The organism is Ciceribacter sichuanensis (assembly GCF_024055605.1).
Lineage (GTDB): Bacteria > Pseudomonadota > Alphaproteobacteria > Rhizobiales > Rhizobiaceae > Allorhizobium > Allorhizobium sichuanense.
This window is the reverse complement of sequence record NZ_JAMXLX010000002.1, coordinates 362,009-378,778: the sequence shown is the minus strand read 5'-3', so window position 1 is coordinate 378,778 and position 16,770 is coordinate 362,009. Positions and strand designations below refer to the sequence as shown.

The window sequence follows — 16,770 nt, the reverse complement described above, 5'->3', positions numbered from 1 at the left end:
CGGCAAATCACAAAAACCGGGCGCACCGCATTGCTCCCATTGCCGCTTTCGCCTACATAGCGGCAACTTCCCAATTCGACGCGCGGAGCAACCGAACGATGGCACGCCAGTTCATCTATCACATGTCAGGCCTCAACAAGGCCTATGGCAACAAGAAGATCCTCGAGAACATCCATCTGTCGTTCTACCCGGACGCTAAGATCGGTATCCTCGGCCCGAACGGCGCCGGTAAGTCGACCGTTCTGAAGATCATGGCCGGTCTCGACAAGGAGTGGACCGGCGAAGCATGGCTTGCCGACGGCGCTACCCTTGGTTACCTCGCGCAGGAGCCGCAGCTCGACGAGAGCCTCAACGTGTTTGGCAACGTCATGGAAGGGGTGGCCGACAAGAAGGCGATCCTCGACCGCTACAACGAACTGATGATGAACTATTCCGACGAGACGGCGGAAGAGGGCGCCAAGCTCCAGGACATCATCGACAGCCAGAACCTCTGGGACCTCGAAAGCCAGGTCGAGATGGCCATGGAGGCGCTGCGCTGCCCGCCCGGCGATGCGACGATCGACAATCTCTCCGGCGGTGAGAAGCGCCGCGTCGCGCTCTGCCAGCTCCTGCTGCGCCAGCCCGACCTGCTGCTGCTCGACGAACCGACCAACCACCTCGACGCCGAGACCATCGCCTGGCTTGAAAAGCACCTGCGCGAATATCCGGGCGCCATCCTGATGGTCACCCACGACCGTTACTTTCTCGACAACGTTACCGGCTGGATCCTCGAACTCGACCGTGGTCGCGGTATTCCGTACGAGGGCAACTACTCGGCCTACCTTCAGGCCAAGGCCAAGCGCATGCAGCAGGAAGCTCGTGAGGAGGCGACCCGCCAGAAGGCGCTTTCGCGCGAACAGGAGTGGATTTCCGCCAGCCCCAAGGCTCGTCAGGCCAAGTCCAAGGCCCGTATCAAGGCCTATGACGAGCTGGTCAAATCAGCGGCCGAACGTCGCCCGGGCGACGCGCAGATCGTCATTCCGGTCGGTGAGCGCCTCGGCAATACGGTTATCGAGGCTGAAGGTCTTACCAAGGCCTATGGCGATCGTGTCCTGATCGAAGACCTCACCTTCAAGCTGCCGCCCGGCGGTATCGTCGGCGTCATCGGCCCGAACGGCGCCGGTAAGACGACGCTGTTTCGTATGATCACCGGACAGGAAAAGCCGGATTCCGGTTCGATCACCGTCGGTGAGACGGTGGAACTCGGTTATGTCGACCAGAGCCGCGATACGCTTGACGGCAACAAGACCGTGTGGGAGGAAATCTCCGGCGGTAACGATGTGCTGAAGCTCGGCAAGTATGAAATGAACAGCCGCGCCTATTGCGGCGCCTTCAACTTCAAGGGTGGCGACCAGCAGCAGAAGGTCGGCAACCTCTCGGGCGGTCAGCGCAACCGCGTTCACCTGGCCAAGATGCTGAAGGGCGGCTACAACGTTCTCCTGCTCGACGAACCGACCAACGACCTCGACACCGAAACGCTGGGTGCACTCGAAGACGCGCTGGAAAACTTCGCCGGCTGCGCTGTTATCATCAGCCACGATCGCATGTTCCTCGACCGTCTCGCCACGCACATCCTCGCATTCGAAGGCGACAGCCATGTCGAATGGTTCGAAGGTAACTTCGAAGATTACGAGCAGGACAAGATGCGTCGTCTCGGCGTGGATTCGGTCAATCCCAAGCGGGTGACCTACAAGCGCCTGACGCGTTGAGCGAATAAGCAATAGAGTACTTGAGCAAACGGCCTGCGAAGATGATCCGCAGGCCGTTTTTCGTTATGCCGGGAGTGTGGCGGCGCGACAATCTCACCGTCAGGGCCTGTTCGGAGTTTTTGACAGCGCGCCACCTCAAATCTTGGGAGGCGTGACGATCGTCAGCACACTTATCGATTGCCAGATTTTAACAGTATTTAATCGAAAATGTTGTTCACTCCTTCTCATGAACTGAGGGGGTTTCAAATGTTACTTTCGATTCGCAATATTCTCATCGGAGTATTTCTTGCCGTCAGTGCGACCTTGGCTGTGCTGGTCGGCTCTTCGGCTTACGGTTCCTACCAGCGCTACGCCACGTTTCAGGACGTTGCCGGCCTGACTGCGCTGGACAAGGCACTGTTCAACGCATTGCTCAATTTTCGCAGTGAGCGCGGGGACGCGGCGACTGCGATGAACCTTTCGACAGAAGCCGGTGCCGGCTCCATGCGCAGCGTGGTGGCTGCCCGGGAGAAGGTGGACGTGGCGATGGCGGAAGCTGCCGGGCACATGGCGAACATCGACTCGGTCGAGCTTCGTTCGGTACTCAACGCATTGGATGCGCAGTACAAGGCGCAGCAATCCCTGCGCCAGCGGATCGACCAGAACGTCGCCAAGCCGCTCGATCAGCGCGAGGCCGGACTGGACAAGGTCATACTGGCCGAAGGGGACAAGCTTCTTACCGCCCTTGAGGCGGCATCCGTTGCGGCAGAGGGCGAGGTTCGCTCCCTCGACAGTTCGCTTGTGGCCCTGATCCAGATCCGCAGTTATGCCTGGGCAACGCGCGCCCTTGGCGGCAGTGCGACTGTCGTGCTCAACGCTCCGATTTCGGCCAAGCGGCCGCTTTCTCCCCAGGAGCAGGCAAACCTTGCCAAGCTCGACGCGGGCATGACTTTCGCATGGAGCGCGGTAAAGGTTCTTGTGGACCATTCGGACACGCCGGCCGTGGTGAAGGAAAAGTTTGCCCAGGCCCAGAACGGTTACTTCGCCGGTGAGTTTGCCAACTGGCGCGCCGATATCGTCGCCAAGTCGGCAAACGAGGCGCCGCCCGTTTCCATCGACGACTGGCGTCCGCGCGTGACCGCGGCTCTCGGGACGATCGCAGGCGTTGCCTCCGAGGCGATGGAGGCGATCAACAATGCTGCGGCGGTTTCGGAATCTCATGCCTTCTCAAGCATGGTTCTCTACGTCTCGCTCTTCCTGCTTTCCCTCATCTTCGGCGTGGTCGGCATGGCCGTCGTTCTGGTCCGGGTCGTGCGGCCGGTATCCGCGCTGACAACTTCCATGGGGGAACTGGCTTCCGGCAATCTCGGCATTGCCATCGCCGGCGCCAATCGCGCCGACGAGATCGGCGGCATGGCTCGCTCGGTCGAAATCTTCCGTCAGGCTGCCATCCGCAATGCGCAGCTGGAAACCGAGGCGGAAGACAACCGTCGCCGCGGCGAGGCAGAACGCGTCGAATTGCAGAGGAAGGCCGAAGAAGATGCTAACGAGCGTCTGAACAAGGCCACCGGCGCGCTGGCGTCCGGTCTCCAGCGCATGGCCTCTGGCGATATGCTGTGCGAGATCAACGAGCAATTTGCGCCGCAGTTTGAGGCCCTGCGCCATGACTTCAATACGTCGGTCCGCCAGCTGCGCGAAGCGTTGCAGAGCGTCGGTCAGGTCGCCGGTTCCGTTACCAACGGGTCGGGCGAAATCTCCCAGGCATCGGACAACCTCGCCAAGCGTACAGAGCAGCAGGCTGCTTCGCTCGAGGAAACCGCTGCAGCGTTGGAGGAAATCACGGCCAACGTCACGGCTACGTCGAAGCGGACGGGCGAGGCTCGCGATCTGGTTCGCAATACCCGCGAACGTGCCGATCGCTCGGGCCATGTCGTCGCAAACGCCGTTTCCGCAATGGGGCGCATCGAACAGTCTTCACGGCAGATCGGCCAGATCATCGGCGTCATCGACGAGATCGCGTTCCAGACCAACCTGCTGGCACTCAATGCCGGCGTCGAGGCGGCACGTGCCGGTGAAGCCGGCAAGGGCTTTGCAGTCGTGGCGCAGGAAGTTCGCGAACTGGCCCAGCGTTCCGCCAATGCGGCAAAGGAAATCAAGGGGCTGATCGCCAATTCCGAAATCGCCGTCAGCGAAGGTGTCAAACTCGTCAGCGACACGGGCGAGGGACTTTCCTCGATCGCGGAACTCGTGCAGTCGATCAATACCCATATGGATGCCATCGCTACCGCTGCGCAGGAGCAGTCCCTGGGGCTTGGCGAGGTCAATACGGCCGTCAATCATATGGACCAGGCGACGCAGCAGAATGCCGCCATGGTCGAGGAGATGAACGCCGCAGGGGCAAGCCTCGCACAGGAGAGTGCACGTCTTGCCGAACTGCTGTCCCGCTTCCGCACGGGGCAGGCCGCTCAGCGCGTCGCCACCGCTGCGCCGGTCAGCCGTCCTTCTGCGGCGCGACCGGCCCCGGCGCGGGAGCCGTCAAGGGCGCGGCCTGCGCCGATTTCCCACGGCAATGCCGCCGTTGCCATGAAGTCGGACGAGTGGGAAGAGTTCTGAGCCGACCCGGCAATCGAAGACAAGCGGCCGCCCTGTGCGGCCGTTTTTGTGTGAAGTGGTCGCGGTTCCTTCCTTCGCCTCGCCAATCGGGCCTGTTGCGCAATTAGTCCTTGCGCATGGATGGTGAATGACATAAAGACATCTTTATATCTTGATTGGTTTTGAGCGGAGGTCGTATGAAGTTCGGTGTAGACGTTCTAGTCGAACTGCTGAAAGCCGCAGGCGAACCTACGCGACTTCGCCTGCTTGCCCTGCTTGCTGCCGGCGACCTGACGGTCACCGATCTTACCGATATTCTCGGCCAGTCGCAGCCTCGAATCTCCCGCCACCTGAAACTGTTGACCGAAGCTGGCCTCGTGGACCGCTATCAGGAGGGTGCATGGGCCTATTTTCGCCTCAAGCAGGATGGTGACGCGGCATCGCTGGCGCGTCAGCTGCTTGCCGCAACGCTCGACAGCGATCCGGTGCTGCTCCGTGACGGGGAGCGTCTTGCCGCCGTCAAGCGGACGAGAGCGGAGCGCGCACAGGACTATTTTAGCCGCAATGCCTCCGGATGGGACGAGCTGCGGCGGCTGCATGTCAATGACGATGCGGTCGAGGCGGCGCTGGTGCGGCTGGTCGGCACGGAGCCGGTTGATGCTTTGCTGGATCTAGGCACCGGCACGGGCCGCATTCTTCAGCTTCTGGCCAACGGCTACCGCCGCGCTGTCGGCATCGATGCCAGCCGTGACATGCTGGCCGTAGCGCGGGCCAATCTTGACAAGGCCGGCATCCTCAAGGCTGCCGTTCGCCATGGCGATATCCTGAACCTGCCGCTCGACGGCAATGAATACGATCTCGTGACGATCCATCAGGTGCTGCACTTCCTGCCGCAGCCCGAGCTGGCGCTGGCCGAGGCAAGCCGCATGTTGAAGCCCGGCGGACGGCTTGCCATCGTGGATCTCGCGCCTCACGATCATGAATACCTGCGGGACGAGCATGCCCATGTGCGGCTCGGCTTCTCGCACCAGACGATGGCCGAATGGCTGGCCAAATACGATCTCGATGTGGAGCGTGCAGTCGACCTCAAGCCGGAACAGCCGAAAGGCGGCGGTCTGACGGTCACTCTCTGGCTTGCCCGCCAGCGCGTGCCTGCCCATAGCGAAACTTCCATCGGATCCACCCTTCAGACCGGGAGCATATGAATGGCGAGAAACGATCACAACGAACAGGCTGGCGCGCCGCTGCGCATTTCCTTCGAATTCTTTCCGCCGAAGTCGGAAGAGATGGAAGGCCAGCTCTGGGCGACGGTCGATGAACTGTCGCGCTGGAACCCGGATTTCGTTTCGGTGACCTATGGAGCCGGTGGCACGACGCGCGCGCCGACCCTTTCCACGGTGCGCCGCCTGATCTCGGACACTACGCTGCCCACCGCGTCGCACCTGACCTGCGTCGGTGCGACGAAGGATGAGGTTCGCCATGTAGTGGATGAATTCCGCGCCGTTGGTGTGCGCCATTTCGTTGCTCTGCGTGGCGATCCGCAGGGCGGCATCGGAACGGCTTACCAGCCCCATCCGGGTGGCTTTGCCAACGCGGCCGAACTGGTCGCTGGCTTGAGGGAGATAGGCGATTTCGAGATTTCCGTATCGGCCTATCCGGAAAAGCACCCGGAAAGCCGTGACGATGCGGCCGATATCGACATGCTCAAGCGCAAGGTCGATGCCGGTGCTCACAGGGCGCTCACCCAGTTCTTCTTCGATAACGATATATTCGAGCGTTATCTGGAGCGGGTACGCGCTGCGGGGATCACCATCCCGATCGTGCCGGGCATCATGCCGATCCAGAACCTCACCCAGTTGAAGCGCTTTGCCTCCATGTGCGGTTCCAGCGTTCCGTCCTTTCTGGACGACCGTTTCGCCGGTCTCGACGATCAACCGCAGGCGAGGGCGGAAGTGGCGGCTGAGGTTGCCGCCGAACAGATCGAGGATCTCGTGCGTCGAGGCATCGGTGACTTCCATCTCTATACGATGAACCGCGCGCCGCTGGTGAATGCGACACTTGCCAATGTTGGACTGAAGCCGTCAGAGCGGGCTGTGGCTGGCGCTGCCGCATGACCCCGAGTTGAGGCCTACTTGATCTCGCTGGCCATTAAAAAAGGCGCATGCCGATAACGGTTCATGCGCCTTTCTTATTGAATTCGGAAAGCATCACTGGCTTGGCCGGACCTCTCGGGATCTCTTTAGGATGGCCGTTGGTTCACCCATGAAAACTCAGATGAACAGCATCGTCGCTATGAACACAAACGCCGCACCGACGATCAGGACATTGAGAGAATTGGTCAGTCCCATGTCTGCCTCCTTGTGTTGACCGTTAGATAATATGTCCGTTTTGTGTCGGTTGAAAAGCGTTTTGTGTGCTGCAGCGCAGTGCAGAGCCGTGGATAAGTTGTCGCACGGCTTGCAAAGATCAATAAAATCAAAATCTTGGAAAATGTGAGCGTCTGTTAATATTGCTTAACAAACGTGATTTGCAAAAACGGGATCGTTTTGATGCGTGACAACCCGCATCATTTGGCCGTGGTGCCGAAAGCAGGCCTGCGCGCAATCAGCCTGCCATCCAGAATGACCAAGCCAAGGCCGATCAACGTCATGCCTGCGATATCGGTAGCATGCAGGCGCTCATCGAGGAAGAGGGCGCCGAGCAGGATGGCGCTTGGCGGAACGAGCAGTGTGACGAGCGAGGTGTTGGTGGCACCGGCCCGCGCCATGATGCGGAAGAACAGGATGTAACCAAAGGCGGTGGAGATGAGGGCGAGCGCGACGATTGCCGCGAGCGCACCGACCGGCGGCATGGCGAGGTTCCACGGGTGGTCGATGAGGAGCGAGGCCGGCAGCATGATGATCGACGATGCCGTCAACTGACCGGTTGCGGTGACCGGCGCGGGGATACCCTTGAAGCGTTTGCCGTAGATGCCGGCAAAACCATAAGAGACTGCGGCGAGGATGGGCAGGCAGACGGCCCAGAGCGGAATCGAACTCGTGGAAAGCGCGCTCGGGCCGATCAGGACAATCGTGCCGAGAAGGCCCGTCAGGCAACCGGCGAGCTTGGTGCCGGTCAGTTTCTCGTCGTCGGTCAGGCGATTGGCGATGATAACGGTCCAGACCGGGGTGGTGGCGTTGAGGATCGAAGCGAGGCCCGCGCCGATATGGGTCTGCCCGAGAAAGATCAGCGTGTGGGGCACGGCGTTGTTGATCAGGCCGAGCAGCAGGAACGAACGCCAGTTGGCTGCGAGATGGCGGTAGATGTCCAGATTGCCCCGCAGATAGAGATGCAGGGCCAGCGCTGCGATCGACAGGCGGAGGAAGACCAGCGTGAACGGCGGCACATAGGGGATTGCAACACGAGCGAAGAAGAAGGAGCCGCCCCAGATCAGGCCGAGCAGCAAGAGCATCAGCCAGGTGGCGGTCGTCATTTTCTGCTGCGAGACGGTGTTCATGTGGAAGCTCCGGTTTCTCTCCGAGCTTCATAGCTACGGATGGCGCGTTCGTCACGCCACCCGTTTGTTGCGGTCCGGCTTTTTATGTTGCGGGATCGTTCGTTCCGCCGTGATCAGAACGCGGCGACGAAAGCCGGGGTCGGCCAGCCGTCGGCGGGAAGGCCGAGACGAAGCTGCTCCTTCTGGATCGCCATGCGGGTGCCGCCGCCGAGAATGCCGTCGATCTTGCCGACGTCATATCCCTTCTGCTGCAGCCTGGTCTGGAGCGCCTTCATTTCCGTGTCGCTGATACCCGGTTCCGGGTTGCCCTTCAGGTAAGGTTCTGCACCCATGAGCCGCGTGGCGAAATAGGCGGCCGAGGTGGTGTAGATGAAGGACTGGTTCCATTCGAGATAGATGTTGAAGTTCGGATAGGCCATGAAGGCCGGGCCCTTGCGGCCCTGCGGCAGCAGCAGCTCGCCTTCGAGGCCGGCATTGCTGGTGTTGCCGTTGCGCGGCTTGACGCCGAGCGCGAACCAGTCGCCGGCCTTCATGCCGCTGTCGAAGCCGGTCTTCTCCCAAGGCAGATTTTCCGGAACGGTGACTTCCTGCAGCCATGGCTGGCCGCGCTGGAAGCCGAGGCTCTGGATGAACTTGGCGGCCGTCAGGACGGCGTCCGGCGAGCTTTGCTTGACGTTGATGTGGCCGTCGCCATCTCCATCGACACCGTAGGCGATGATGTCTTCCGGCAGCATCTGTACCTGGCCGATTTCACCGGCCCATGCGCCCGTGTTGGTCGAGGGATCAAGGTCGCCATGCTCGACCATCTTGATCAGTGCCAGCAGCTGCGGACGGAAGAGTTCGGGGCGGCGGCAGTCGTGCGAGAGTGTTACCAGCGCGTTGCGGGTGTTGAAATCGCCCTGTACTGCGCCGAAGTCGGTTTCCATCGCCCAGAAGGCGGTGATGACGCCGGAGGGGATGCCGAATTCCTGTTCGGCGCGGGCGAAGACATCGGCATACTGCTTCATCTTCTGGCGGCCGATATCGAGACGGCCCTGGCTGACGGTGCGCTGGGAAAACTCGAGGAAGGTTTGCTTGAACACGCCCTGGGCGCGGTCGCGGGAGAGCACCTTCTGGTCGATCACGGCGCCGGCAAGCGCCTGCATTGCCGCGTCCGACGAGCTTCCTGCCGCGATTGCCTCGGCCTTCACGCCGTCGAGAAAAGCCTGCAGATCGCCGCCGCATTCCGCGGCAAGCGAAGGGGCGGTGGTAGTGAGAAGGCCTGCGAGAGCAAGGGCGAGACGGGGAGCGGCTTTCATATCCATATCCTTGAATTTTTCGGGTCGGCTGCGATCATGCCCGTCATTTTGACGAAAACGAGATCGTCAGCCGGAAAATCACAGCATTGCAGAGGATTAGCTGAGTTTATTGGCGCAGCGATGAAGATCGCCGGCCGCGATCCTACCTGGACGCGGCCGCGACCCACTTTCTCCAGTTTTTCTCGGTGCCGGCAAAGACGTTGATATCGGTCTCTCCCTTGATTCCGGGAATGACGCCGGTCGACGTATATTGCCAGAAGGCCCAGCGACGCTCCGGATAGATTTCCTCCGGATGCTGGGCGACTGCGCGAACCCAGAAATGATAGTCCTGGAAGGCGCCCTGGAGATTGTCCCGATGGAAATCGACCGAGGTGTAGATGATCGGGCGCTTGCCGTAATAGGCTTCGATGCGGTCCATGAAGCGTTTCATTTCGCTGCGCACCGTTTCCGCATTCGGACGATACTGGCAGGTCTTCGACGTGTGGTTCCATTCCACATCGAGAACCGGCGGGAGGTGCATCGATTCCTTCGGTACGTTACGGATGAACCAGTCGGCCTGCTCGTCGGCGGAAGAGCAGAAATAATAGAAGTGGTAGGGCGCGTGCGGGAGACCGGCAGCGCGAGCCCTGCGCCAGTATTCGTCAAACTTCGGATCAATGATGTCCTTGCCTTCGGTCGCTTTGATGAAGACGAAGGAAACGCCGGATTGGCGCACCCTCGGCCAGTCCACGTCACCGTTCCACTTCGACACGTCGATGCCGTGCACCTTGTGTCGCTGGGGATTGTTGGTGCCGAAGTCCTGCGGGTCCTTGTCTTGGAAACGGGGCTGCTTGATCGAGGCCGTTTCCATGAAGTCATAGCTGGTCGAGGTACAGCCGCTGAGGGCGATCATGACCGGCAGAAGGGCGTGAAGAAGCCACCGCATGGTTATTCCGTGAAATAGAATTCGAGGTCATGCCCCTGATGCGGCGCGCGCACACGCAAATACAAAAGAGGCGCAAACCTCCTTTTGCCTCCATCATCCTTAAATATGCGTTATTTTCAACCGTCAGACAGTGTGTCAGATGCGAATTATCGCATGCCAGGCGTAACCGCGTCCGACGGTCTCGAACTCCAGCCGTCCACCGACCCGTTCAAGCCGTGCTTCCAGAGCCTGACGCAGGTCAGCCCTTGGCGTGACGTGGAAGCGATCGAGCCAGGACTGGAGGAAGCGCTTGAACCAGCCAGGAAGACCTTCCTGCTGGCCGAAATCGACCACATGCAGGGAGCCGCCGGGGTTGAGCGCCGCAAGGCTCGCGTCGATCGCTTTTTCCCAGTCCGGGATCATCGACAGGGCATAAGAAATCATCACCCGGTCGAAACCGGAAACGCCGAATTCGCCTGCGGTGAAGGTCGTGGCATCGGCCACGGCAAGGACCGGCTCGGCAGGCTTGCCACGGAAGTTTGCGCGTGCGGAGACCAGCATTTCCGCCGAGATATCAAGCCCGTAGAGGCGGGCGGTCGGATAAAGCCGATGGGCAAGGAGCAGGTTGCGGCCCGTGCCGCAGCCGACTTCAAGCAGGCTGCCCTCGCGCGGGACATCGAGCCGGGCGATCATGCGATCACGGCCGAACAGATAGTATTTGCGCGTCAGGTCATAGATGTGCCGCTGGTAGCGGTACATCCTGTCCATGCGTTCGGCGTGTTCGGCGTCGAGCCCGGCTTCGGCGACCATCAGGCTTTTCTCTCATAGATGTGGAAGCCGCCGTAGATCGCCGACCGGTCCTGCTTGTTGAGCTCCGCGGACCTTTCGGCATGGTAGGTCCACTGGTCGAGCAGGGTATCGGAAAGCCGCCCGTCCAGCACGCTCTTTTCGGCCGCCGTGCGAAAGATCACGCGCGCGCCGGGAGCAGCCGTGCGGGTGATTTCGCCCCAGAGGTCGTTGAGCTGGCGGTCGTTCATCCAGTCCTGTGCGTCGAGCAGGATGTAACGGTCGACGCTTGCGGCTGCCTTCTGTGTCAGAAGCTCGGTGAAGCTGGCGTGGTGAACGGTGACCCGGTTCGCATTGGCGCGGATCGCCGGATAAAGCTCCGGCTTCAGATAGGTGGGCAGCGTACCTTCATGGGGCTGCGGATAGCGGCGCGCGAAGGCCTGCCATGCGAAGTAGTTGTCCTTCAGCGGGAAATGGCAGGCGAGCTTTTCGAGGCGGTGGCGCAGTACGGGCGCGATCGTGCCGCCCTCGGACATGCTGGCAAGCTCGTCATACTGCTGCGGCGGAATGCCGAGGCCGAAGAGGGAGCTCTTGCGGGCCGTGATCCAGCGGATCAGCGGCTTTTCGAACAGCGGAGCGATGCGGTCGTCGAAGAACTGGCGCTGTTCGCGCAGCGAGCGGGTCTCGGTGATATCGGTCAGTTTGACGCCATGGAGGCGGGCAACGATGTGGCCGGCGCCGATGAAGCGACCGAGCAGGCCGGTGCGATAGAAGTTGCGGTTGAAGGCCGCGATGCGGCGCCGGCCGGTAACGCCGCGCTTGTTCCAGTAGTCCCGCGTCTGCGCATCGAGGTTCGGCGCGATGAAGCGGTCGTAGCTGCGGGAGTTTGAGCGGGTGTTCTCCTGGGCGAAATGGTGCACCACGGCTGCGTGGTCGGGCAGGTGCTGGAAGGCCGCGAGCTTCAGCCGGTTCAGCGCCACATGGTTGGGGTTGAGATCAACAACATCGATGCTGGAGGGGCTGCGCGAGAGATAGGCCAGCATGTTGCAGCCGCCGGAGCCGATGGTGACGATGGAATGACCTTCGGTAAGCTGCATTGCTTCCATGTCGACTTCGGGGTCTTCCCAGATCTGCGGATAGACGAGGCCGGAGAAGAGCATACCGAACAACCGCTCGGACAGACCGTCCTTCGTCAGAGCCTTGTGCTGGAGGAGAGCGTTCTTGAGTTTCCGGTTTTTGCGAAAGTCGGCATCCGGTGCAACGTCGGTCATGTTCGTTAGCCATCCATTGAACGTTGAGGGCGTGTAGCCCCCTCATGCAACAGTATGATGACGTGGGCTGTGGGTGCGCTGGCCGCTTGTACGAAGCTCGCTCGTGACGCCGGAAAAACGTACGCAATCTGTTTGCTCCCTCCTTTTTGGGGTTTCGTCATCGGATGTTTCCTGATTGCATGGCCCGGCAATCGGGAGGAAGCGCATGCGATTGTTTGGCAAGATCATCCGAGGGCTGGTGCTTGCCCTCGTCATGTTCATTACGGCAATCGTCTTCTGGCTGTCGTTTTCGCCTCCGGCCCTGCTGCTGGTCGGCACCGGCTATGCGGCAAAGATCGTCTGCTCGAATGTCTTTCTCGCCGGTCGGGAACCGGAGGAGGTTCTCGCCCTGGATGTGCAGGCGCCCGGCCATCCTCTGCTCAAGCTGGTCAATGTCGATGTGGACCGGGATGCGGGAGCCGTTACCGCGCGCCTTCTGGGAGCAATAGCTCCCAGTACTGCCATGAGGAGGGATGGGCTCGGTTGCGCCAACGTACCTGATGGCGCCACGCTGGACGATATCGATCCGTCACCTGCGCGTGGCGCAAGGCCGACCGTTTCGGATGTCGCCTGGCCTGCCGGTGATGGGGCTGACATCCCCAATCCCGCCATTGCCGGTCTCCTGGCGGACCCCGCGCTTGCCGGCCCCGGCATGCGCGCCATCGTCGTTATCAAGGATGGCCGTATCGTCGGGGAGGCCTATGGCACGGGCTTTTCAGCCGAGACGCCTCTGCTCGGCTGGTCGATGGCCAAGGTGGTCAATGCGGCGATTGTCGGTCGGCTGGTCGGGGAGGGAAAGATCGGCCTGGATGATCGTGAGCTGTTTCCCGACTGGAAGGAAGACAGGAGGGCCGATATCCGCGTTCGCGACCTGATGGCCATGGAGAGCGGTCTGGAATTCAACGAGGACTATGGCGATGTCGCCGATGTCACGCGCATGCTCTATCTTGAGCCTGATATGGCTGCCTTTGCCGCCGACAAACCGCTGGTGGCGAGGCGGGGAGAGGTCTTCAATTATGCATCCGGCTCCAGTGTTCTTCTTTCGCGGATATGGATGGACCGCATAGGCGACACGTCGCAGGCGCTGGGCTACCCGAAGACCGCCCTGTTTACGCCACTCGGCATGACAAGCGCCGTGCTGGAAGCCGATGCCGCCGGCACTTTCGTCGGCAGTTCCTATGTCTATGCGACAGCCCGGGACTGGGCGCGCTTCGGGCTCTTCCTGCTGCAGGATGGCGTGTGGAACGGCAACCGGCTTCTTCCGGAAGGCTATGTCGCGATGATGCAGCAGCCGACATTGGCCTCGAAGGGACGTTTCACCGAGGGACAAGCGTGGCAGGAAGGGCCGGGAGTGGTTGACGACGAAGCGTTCGGCTTGCCCGCCGATGCTTACTGGATACTTGGTCATGACGGACAATTCGTCACCATAATTCCCTCCGAACGCCTCATCGTGGTTCGGCTCGGGCTAACGCCGTCGAAACTGGGCTACCAGCCCCAGAAACTGGTGAAGGCCGTCATTGACGGCCTTCGGTAAGGCTTTTCGCTGTCTGCTGTTTCCGGCTGCTCAAGGATCGAGAACGTCGAGCATGCCCTTGCGCTTTGCGTCGTAATAATAGCCGCGCGAGTAGAGGCGCACCGCGCCGTCATGGCTGTTATCTGCAACGAGCCATGCGCCCTTCAGGTATTTGATCGCATATTTGAGATTGGTTTCCGCATCGAAAAGACCGGAGGCGGGGCCGTCATAGCCCATGGACTTGGCGGTCGAATACTTGATCTGCATGAGACCGTAGTGACCATTGTTATAGGCAGCGGGATTATAGGTGCTTTCGCGATTGACGACCCGGTGGATCAACACTTCCGGCATGTCGTAGAATTTCGAGTATTTCTTGATCAGGGCATTGATGACGGTCGGTCCGCTGGTGGCGGGCTTCATCGCCGGCTCTTCAATGGCCGGCGGCGGGCCGGGCGGGGAGACGTCGAACTGCTTGTCGAGCGCTGCAAGCGACAGGTTGCCTGAAGGGGCAGCATAAGCAAGCGCGCTGCCCGGCTTCTGTGCCGGAACGATCGACTGTGCCTCGGTCACTTCCGGCGGCAGGATCGTCGGCACTGCGACAGGTGCCGTGTCCGGCAGGCTCGTCACCATGTTGGGGGATTCCGGCATGGAGGCCGTCTGGATGGTGCCGCGCTGTTGGTTCGCCACCAGCTCCATTGCCTGTGCGGCCGGCATGGTCTGTGCTGCGGTTGCCAGTGCGGTGGCCTTCAGGACCGGGATCGGGGCGGGTGTCTGGGTACCGGGAATGATCGGCGGCGGTTCGGTCGAGGCATTGGGATCAACAACCGGCGTAACGCCGTTGACCGCCGTGGTTGCTGCCGCTGTCTGCGTGCCTGCAGCGGGCGTGCCGGCGACCGGATTGGCCTTGAGCTCCTGCTTGGCAGCGTCTTCCATGCTGCTGGTACAACCCGCGAGGCCGACAAGCAGAATGGAGGCGAAACCCAGGTTTGCTCTCAGGTCTCTTTTTGCGATCATGCCGACATCCCAAGTAAAACTAAACACCGGTTAACGCGCATGCGCTGCCGTTAACGTTCTGGTGTCATAATGCATGGGCGGAATTGCGGCAAGCTTGCCACGTTCAGGCGGCTATCTTGCGGTAGCCCGCCGTCACCGCCCCGGCTGCAATGAGCAGCGTTCCGCCCGTCCGATTGACGGCTTTTCTGACAGAATGCTTGCGAATGAAGCGCCGGGCGCGGTCCGCCAGCATGACATAGCTCAGACAGACGACGATTGAGAGAGCCAGGAAGGTTGCTTCGAATATCACGGCCTGATCGAGAAATGGCACCGCCGGCGCCATGAATTGCGGCAGGAATGCGACAAAAAAGACAATACTCTTCGGGTTTAGCGCCGTCACTGCGAAGGCATGCGCCATGATTCGAAACGGTTTTTCTTCCGGGAGGTTGTCATTGTCCGCCATCGGGCCGTCCCCAACGGGCGCTCTCCAGAGTCGGATACCGAGATAGACGAGATAGGCGCCGCCGATCCATTTGAGGATCATGAAGGCTGTGGCGGAACCGGCGAGCAACGCGCCGAGCCCAAGAAGGGATCCCGTCATTGCGACAAAATCGCCCAGTGCCACGCCCGTCACTGTCGCAAACGCCGTCTTCCTGCCGTGCCCCAATGCATAGGACACGACGAGCAGTGTGGTTGGCCCCGGAATTGCCAAGAGAAAGGCCGAGGCGGCGGCGAAAGCGAGCCAATGTTCGAACGACATGAGTCTTTCCTCCCAGGGAAAGAGCAAGCCAGCTTTCGCCGGCTCCGTCAATGTGCCGGACGGTATTTCTGCCCCATGTAATCCATCACTTCCGCGAACCATGGAGTGGACAGGTCGAAGGCCTTGCCGCCCTTGATGCGGGGGAATTCGATGGTGCGGAGTTTGCCGCCCTGATCCTCGTCATGGCCGGTCACGCCGGAGACTTTGTTCAAGCCGCTTTCGACGGCGAGATCGACCATGCTCTGGATGAGGCGCAGGTCGTCATAGTTCGCCGGGGCGGAGCGAGCGTAATAGCCAGACTTCTGCACCATGGAGCGTTCTGCGTCGAGCAGCTTGGCGAAGTGCTTCTGGAACCAGGAGCCGACGTTGATCGTGTCGATCTTCACATGGCCGAAGGCGTCGCGCTTGACTTCCTCACCGGCGGCTTCGCGGTCGGCAACGATTTCCTCGAGGCAAGCGCCTTCAGAGACGAAGAGCGTGACGAAGCCGGTGCGGTCCATGATTTCCTTCAGGCGGGCTGCTTCCGCTTCGAGGTCGAAATGGGTCTCCGGCAGGTAGATGCCATCGATGTTTTTCAGCTCCTGATTCATCATGAAGCCTTCGATGTATTCGTTGCCCTTGGTGCGCTGGATATAGGCGCGGGCGGTCGCGGCGGTCAGCCAGCCGCAATGGCGGCCCATGACTTCATGGATGACGAGCGTACGCGGCGCGGCGCTCTGCTCATTGGAGACGTGGTCGAAGAAACGGGCGCCGACATCGGCGGCCGTCCATGCGCCGAGCGACTGCCTGATTGGCACGACGTCGTTGTCGACGGTCTTCGGCAGGCCGACGACGGTCAGGTTGTAGCCGTTGGCTCCGAGATAGGCTGCAAGGTCGGCCGCGGTGGTGTTGGTATCGTCGCCACCGATGGTGTGAAGAATGGTGACGCCGTCGGCAGCAAGGCGCTCGGCAGCGACGCGCAGCGGGTTTTCGCCTTCCTTGACAAGGCCGCGCTTCACACAGTCTGCGGTGTTGGTCAGCTTGACGCGGCTGTTGCCGATCGGCGAACCGCCGTAGCGATGAAGGACGTGAGCCTTCTCGCGCATCTGTCGGGTGATTTCGATCTTGTAATCCATCAGGAGGCCGCGGAAGCCGGACTTGTAGGCGATGATGTCGATGTCCGGAGCGATGTCGGTGTAGCGCTCGATCAGACCACCGACCGCGGACGAGAGGCAGGGTGCCAAGCCGCCTGCCGTCAACATTGCAACTTTCTGTTTGGCCATCAGTCCTCCTTCGGCATCCCTTAGAGCCGTCAATAAAACGTTTTTCCGGGCGAATGGATGCGATAGTCGGGGCAAGCTGTAAAGCAAAAAAATCAAGAAATCCGGGCATTTCGGTGCTTCGGAAAAGGA

General features: G+C 60.9%; 13 protein-coding genes. 5 read left to right on the top strand and 8 right to left on the bottom strand.

Going from position 1 to position 16,770, the window contains the following annotated elements:
- Positions 1-98 precede the first annotated feature (98 nt).
- The 4 genes from ettA (at position 99) to metF (ending at position 6,433) form a co-directional block, all read left to right on the top strand.
- Positions 99-1,748: an energy-dependent translational throttle protein EttA gene (gene ettA / locus NBH21_RS08170; protein WP_250915973.1), complete on the top strand. Its 1,650-nt coding sequence runs from the start codon at positions 99-101 to the stop codon at positions 1,746-1,748.
- 246 nt (positions 1,749-1,994) lie between these two features.
- Positions 1,995-4,340, top strand: a complete 2,346-nt coding sequence (locus NBH21_RS08165; protein WP_250915974.1) for a methyl-accepting chemotaxis protein — start codon at positions 1,995-1,997, stop codon at positions 4,338-4,340.
- Between the two features lie 176 nt (positions 4,341-4,516).
- A complete protein-coding gene (locus tag NBH21_RS08160) occupies positions 4,517-5,524 on the top strand; it encodes an ArsR/SmtB family transcription factor (RefSeq protein ID WP_250915975.1) in 1,008 nt (335 codons plus the stop codon).
- Positions 5,525-6,433, top strand: coding sequence for a methylenetetrahydrofolate reductase [NAD(P)H] (metF, locus tag NBH21_RS08155; protein ID WP_250915976.1), 909 nt, complete (start codon positions 5,525-5,527; stop codon positions 6,431-6,433).
- A gap of 452 nt (positions 6,434-6,885) precedes the next feature.
- On the opposite strand, the gene NBH21_RS08150 is transcribed toward metF, so the two are convergent.
- The 5 genes from NBH21_RS08150 to NBH21_RS08130 all read right to left on the bottom strand — a co-directional run bounded on the left by NBH21_RS08150 (position 6,886) and on the right by NBH21_RS08130 (position 12,074).
- Complete coding sequence (locus NBH21_RS08150) at positions 6,886-7,815, bottom strand: DMT family transporter (protein WP_250915977.1); 930 nt, start codon at positions 7,813-7,815, stop codon at positions 6,886-6,888.
- A 113-nt stretch (positions 7,816-7,928) separates the two neighbouring features.
- Positions 7,929-9,113, bottom strand: a complete 1,185-nt coding sequence (locus NBH21_RS08145) for a lytic murein transglycosylase (protein ID WP_250915978.1) — start codon at positions 9,111-9,113, stop codon at positions 7,929-7,931.
- Positions 9,114-9,255: 142 nt separating this feature from the next.
- Positions 9,256-10,038 (bottom strand): glycoside hydrolase family 25 protein, encoded by a 783-nt coding sequence (locus NBH21_RS08140; RefSeq protein ID WP_250915979.1) that lies wholly within the window; start codon positions 10,036-10,038, stop codon positions 9,256-9,258.
- A gap of 135 nt (positions 10,039-10,173) precedes the next feature.
- Positions 10,174-10,827 (bottom strand): class I SAM-dependent methyltransferase, encoded by a 654-nt coding sequence (locus NBH21_RS08135; RefSeq protein ID WP_250915980.1) that lies wholly within the window; start codon positions 10,825-10,827, stop codon positions 10,174-10,176.
- Positions 10,827-12,074, bottom strand: a complete 1,248-nt coding sequence (locus NBH21_RS08130) for a BtaA family protein (protein ID WP_250915981.1) — start codon at positions 12,072-12,074, stop codon at positions 10,827-10,829. The genes NBH21_RS08135 and NBH21_RS08130 overlap by 1 nt, the downstream gene beginning before the upstream one ends.
- Before the next feature lie 205 nt (positions 12,075-12,279).
- On the opposite strand from NBH21_RS08130, the gene NBH21_RS08125 reads away from it, so the two are divergent.
- Positions 12,280-13,647, top strand: a complete 1,368-nt coding sequence (locus NBH21_RS08125) for a serine hydrolase domain-containing protein (RefSeq protein WP_250915982.1) — start codon at positions 12,280-12,282, stop codon at positions 13,645-13,647.
- Positions 13,648-13,677: 30 nt separating this feature from the next.
- Here NBH21_RS08125 and NBH21_RS08120 read toward each other — a convergent pair whose 3' ends face one another.
- The 3 genes from NBH21_RS08120 to NBH21_RS08110 all read right to left on the bottom strand — a co-directional run bounded on the left by NBH21_RS08120 (position 13,678) and on the right by NBH21_RS08110 (position 16,641).
- A complete protein-coding gene (locus tag NBH21_RS08120) occupies positions 13,678-14,640 on the bottom strand; it encodes a lytic transglycosylase domain-containing protein (RefSeq protein ID WP_250915983.1) in 963 nt (320 codons plus the stop codon).
- A 103-nt stretch (positions 14,641-14,743) separates the two neighbouring features.
- Complete coding sequence (locus NBH21_RS08115) at positions 14,744-15,379, bottom strand: LysE family translocator (RefSeq protein ID WP_250915984.1); 636 nt, start codon at positions 15,377-15,379, stop codon at positions 14,744-14,746.
- 47 nt (positions 15,380-15,426) lie between these two features.
- Positions 15,427-16,641: a pyrophosphate--fructose-6-phosphate 1-phosphotransferase gene (locus NBH21_RS08110; RefSeq protein ID WP_250915985.1), complete on the bottom strand. Its 1,215-nt coding sequence runs from the start codon at positions 16,639-16,641 to the stop codon at positions 15,427-15,429.
- Positions 16,642-16,770: the final 129 nt, after the last annotated feature.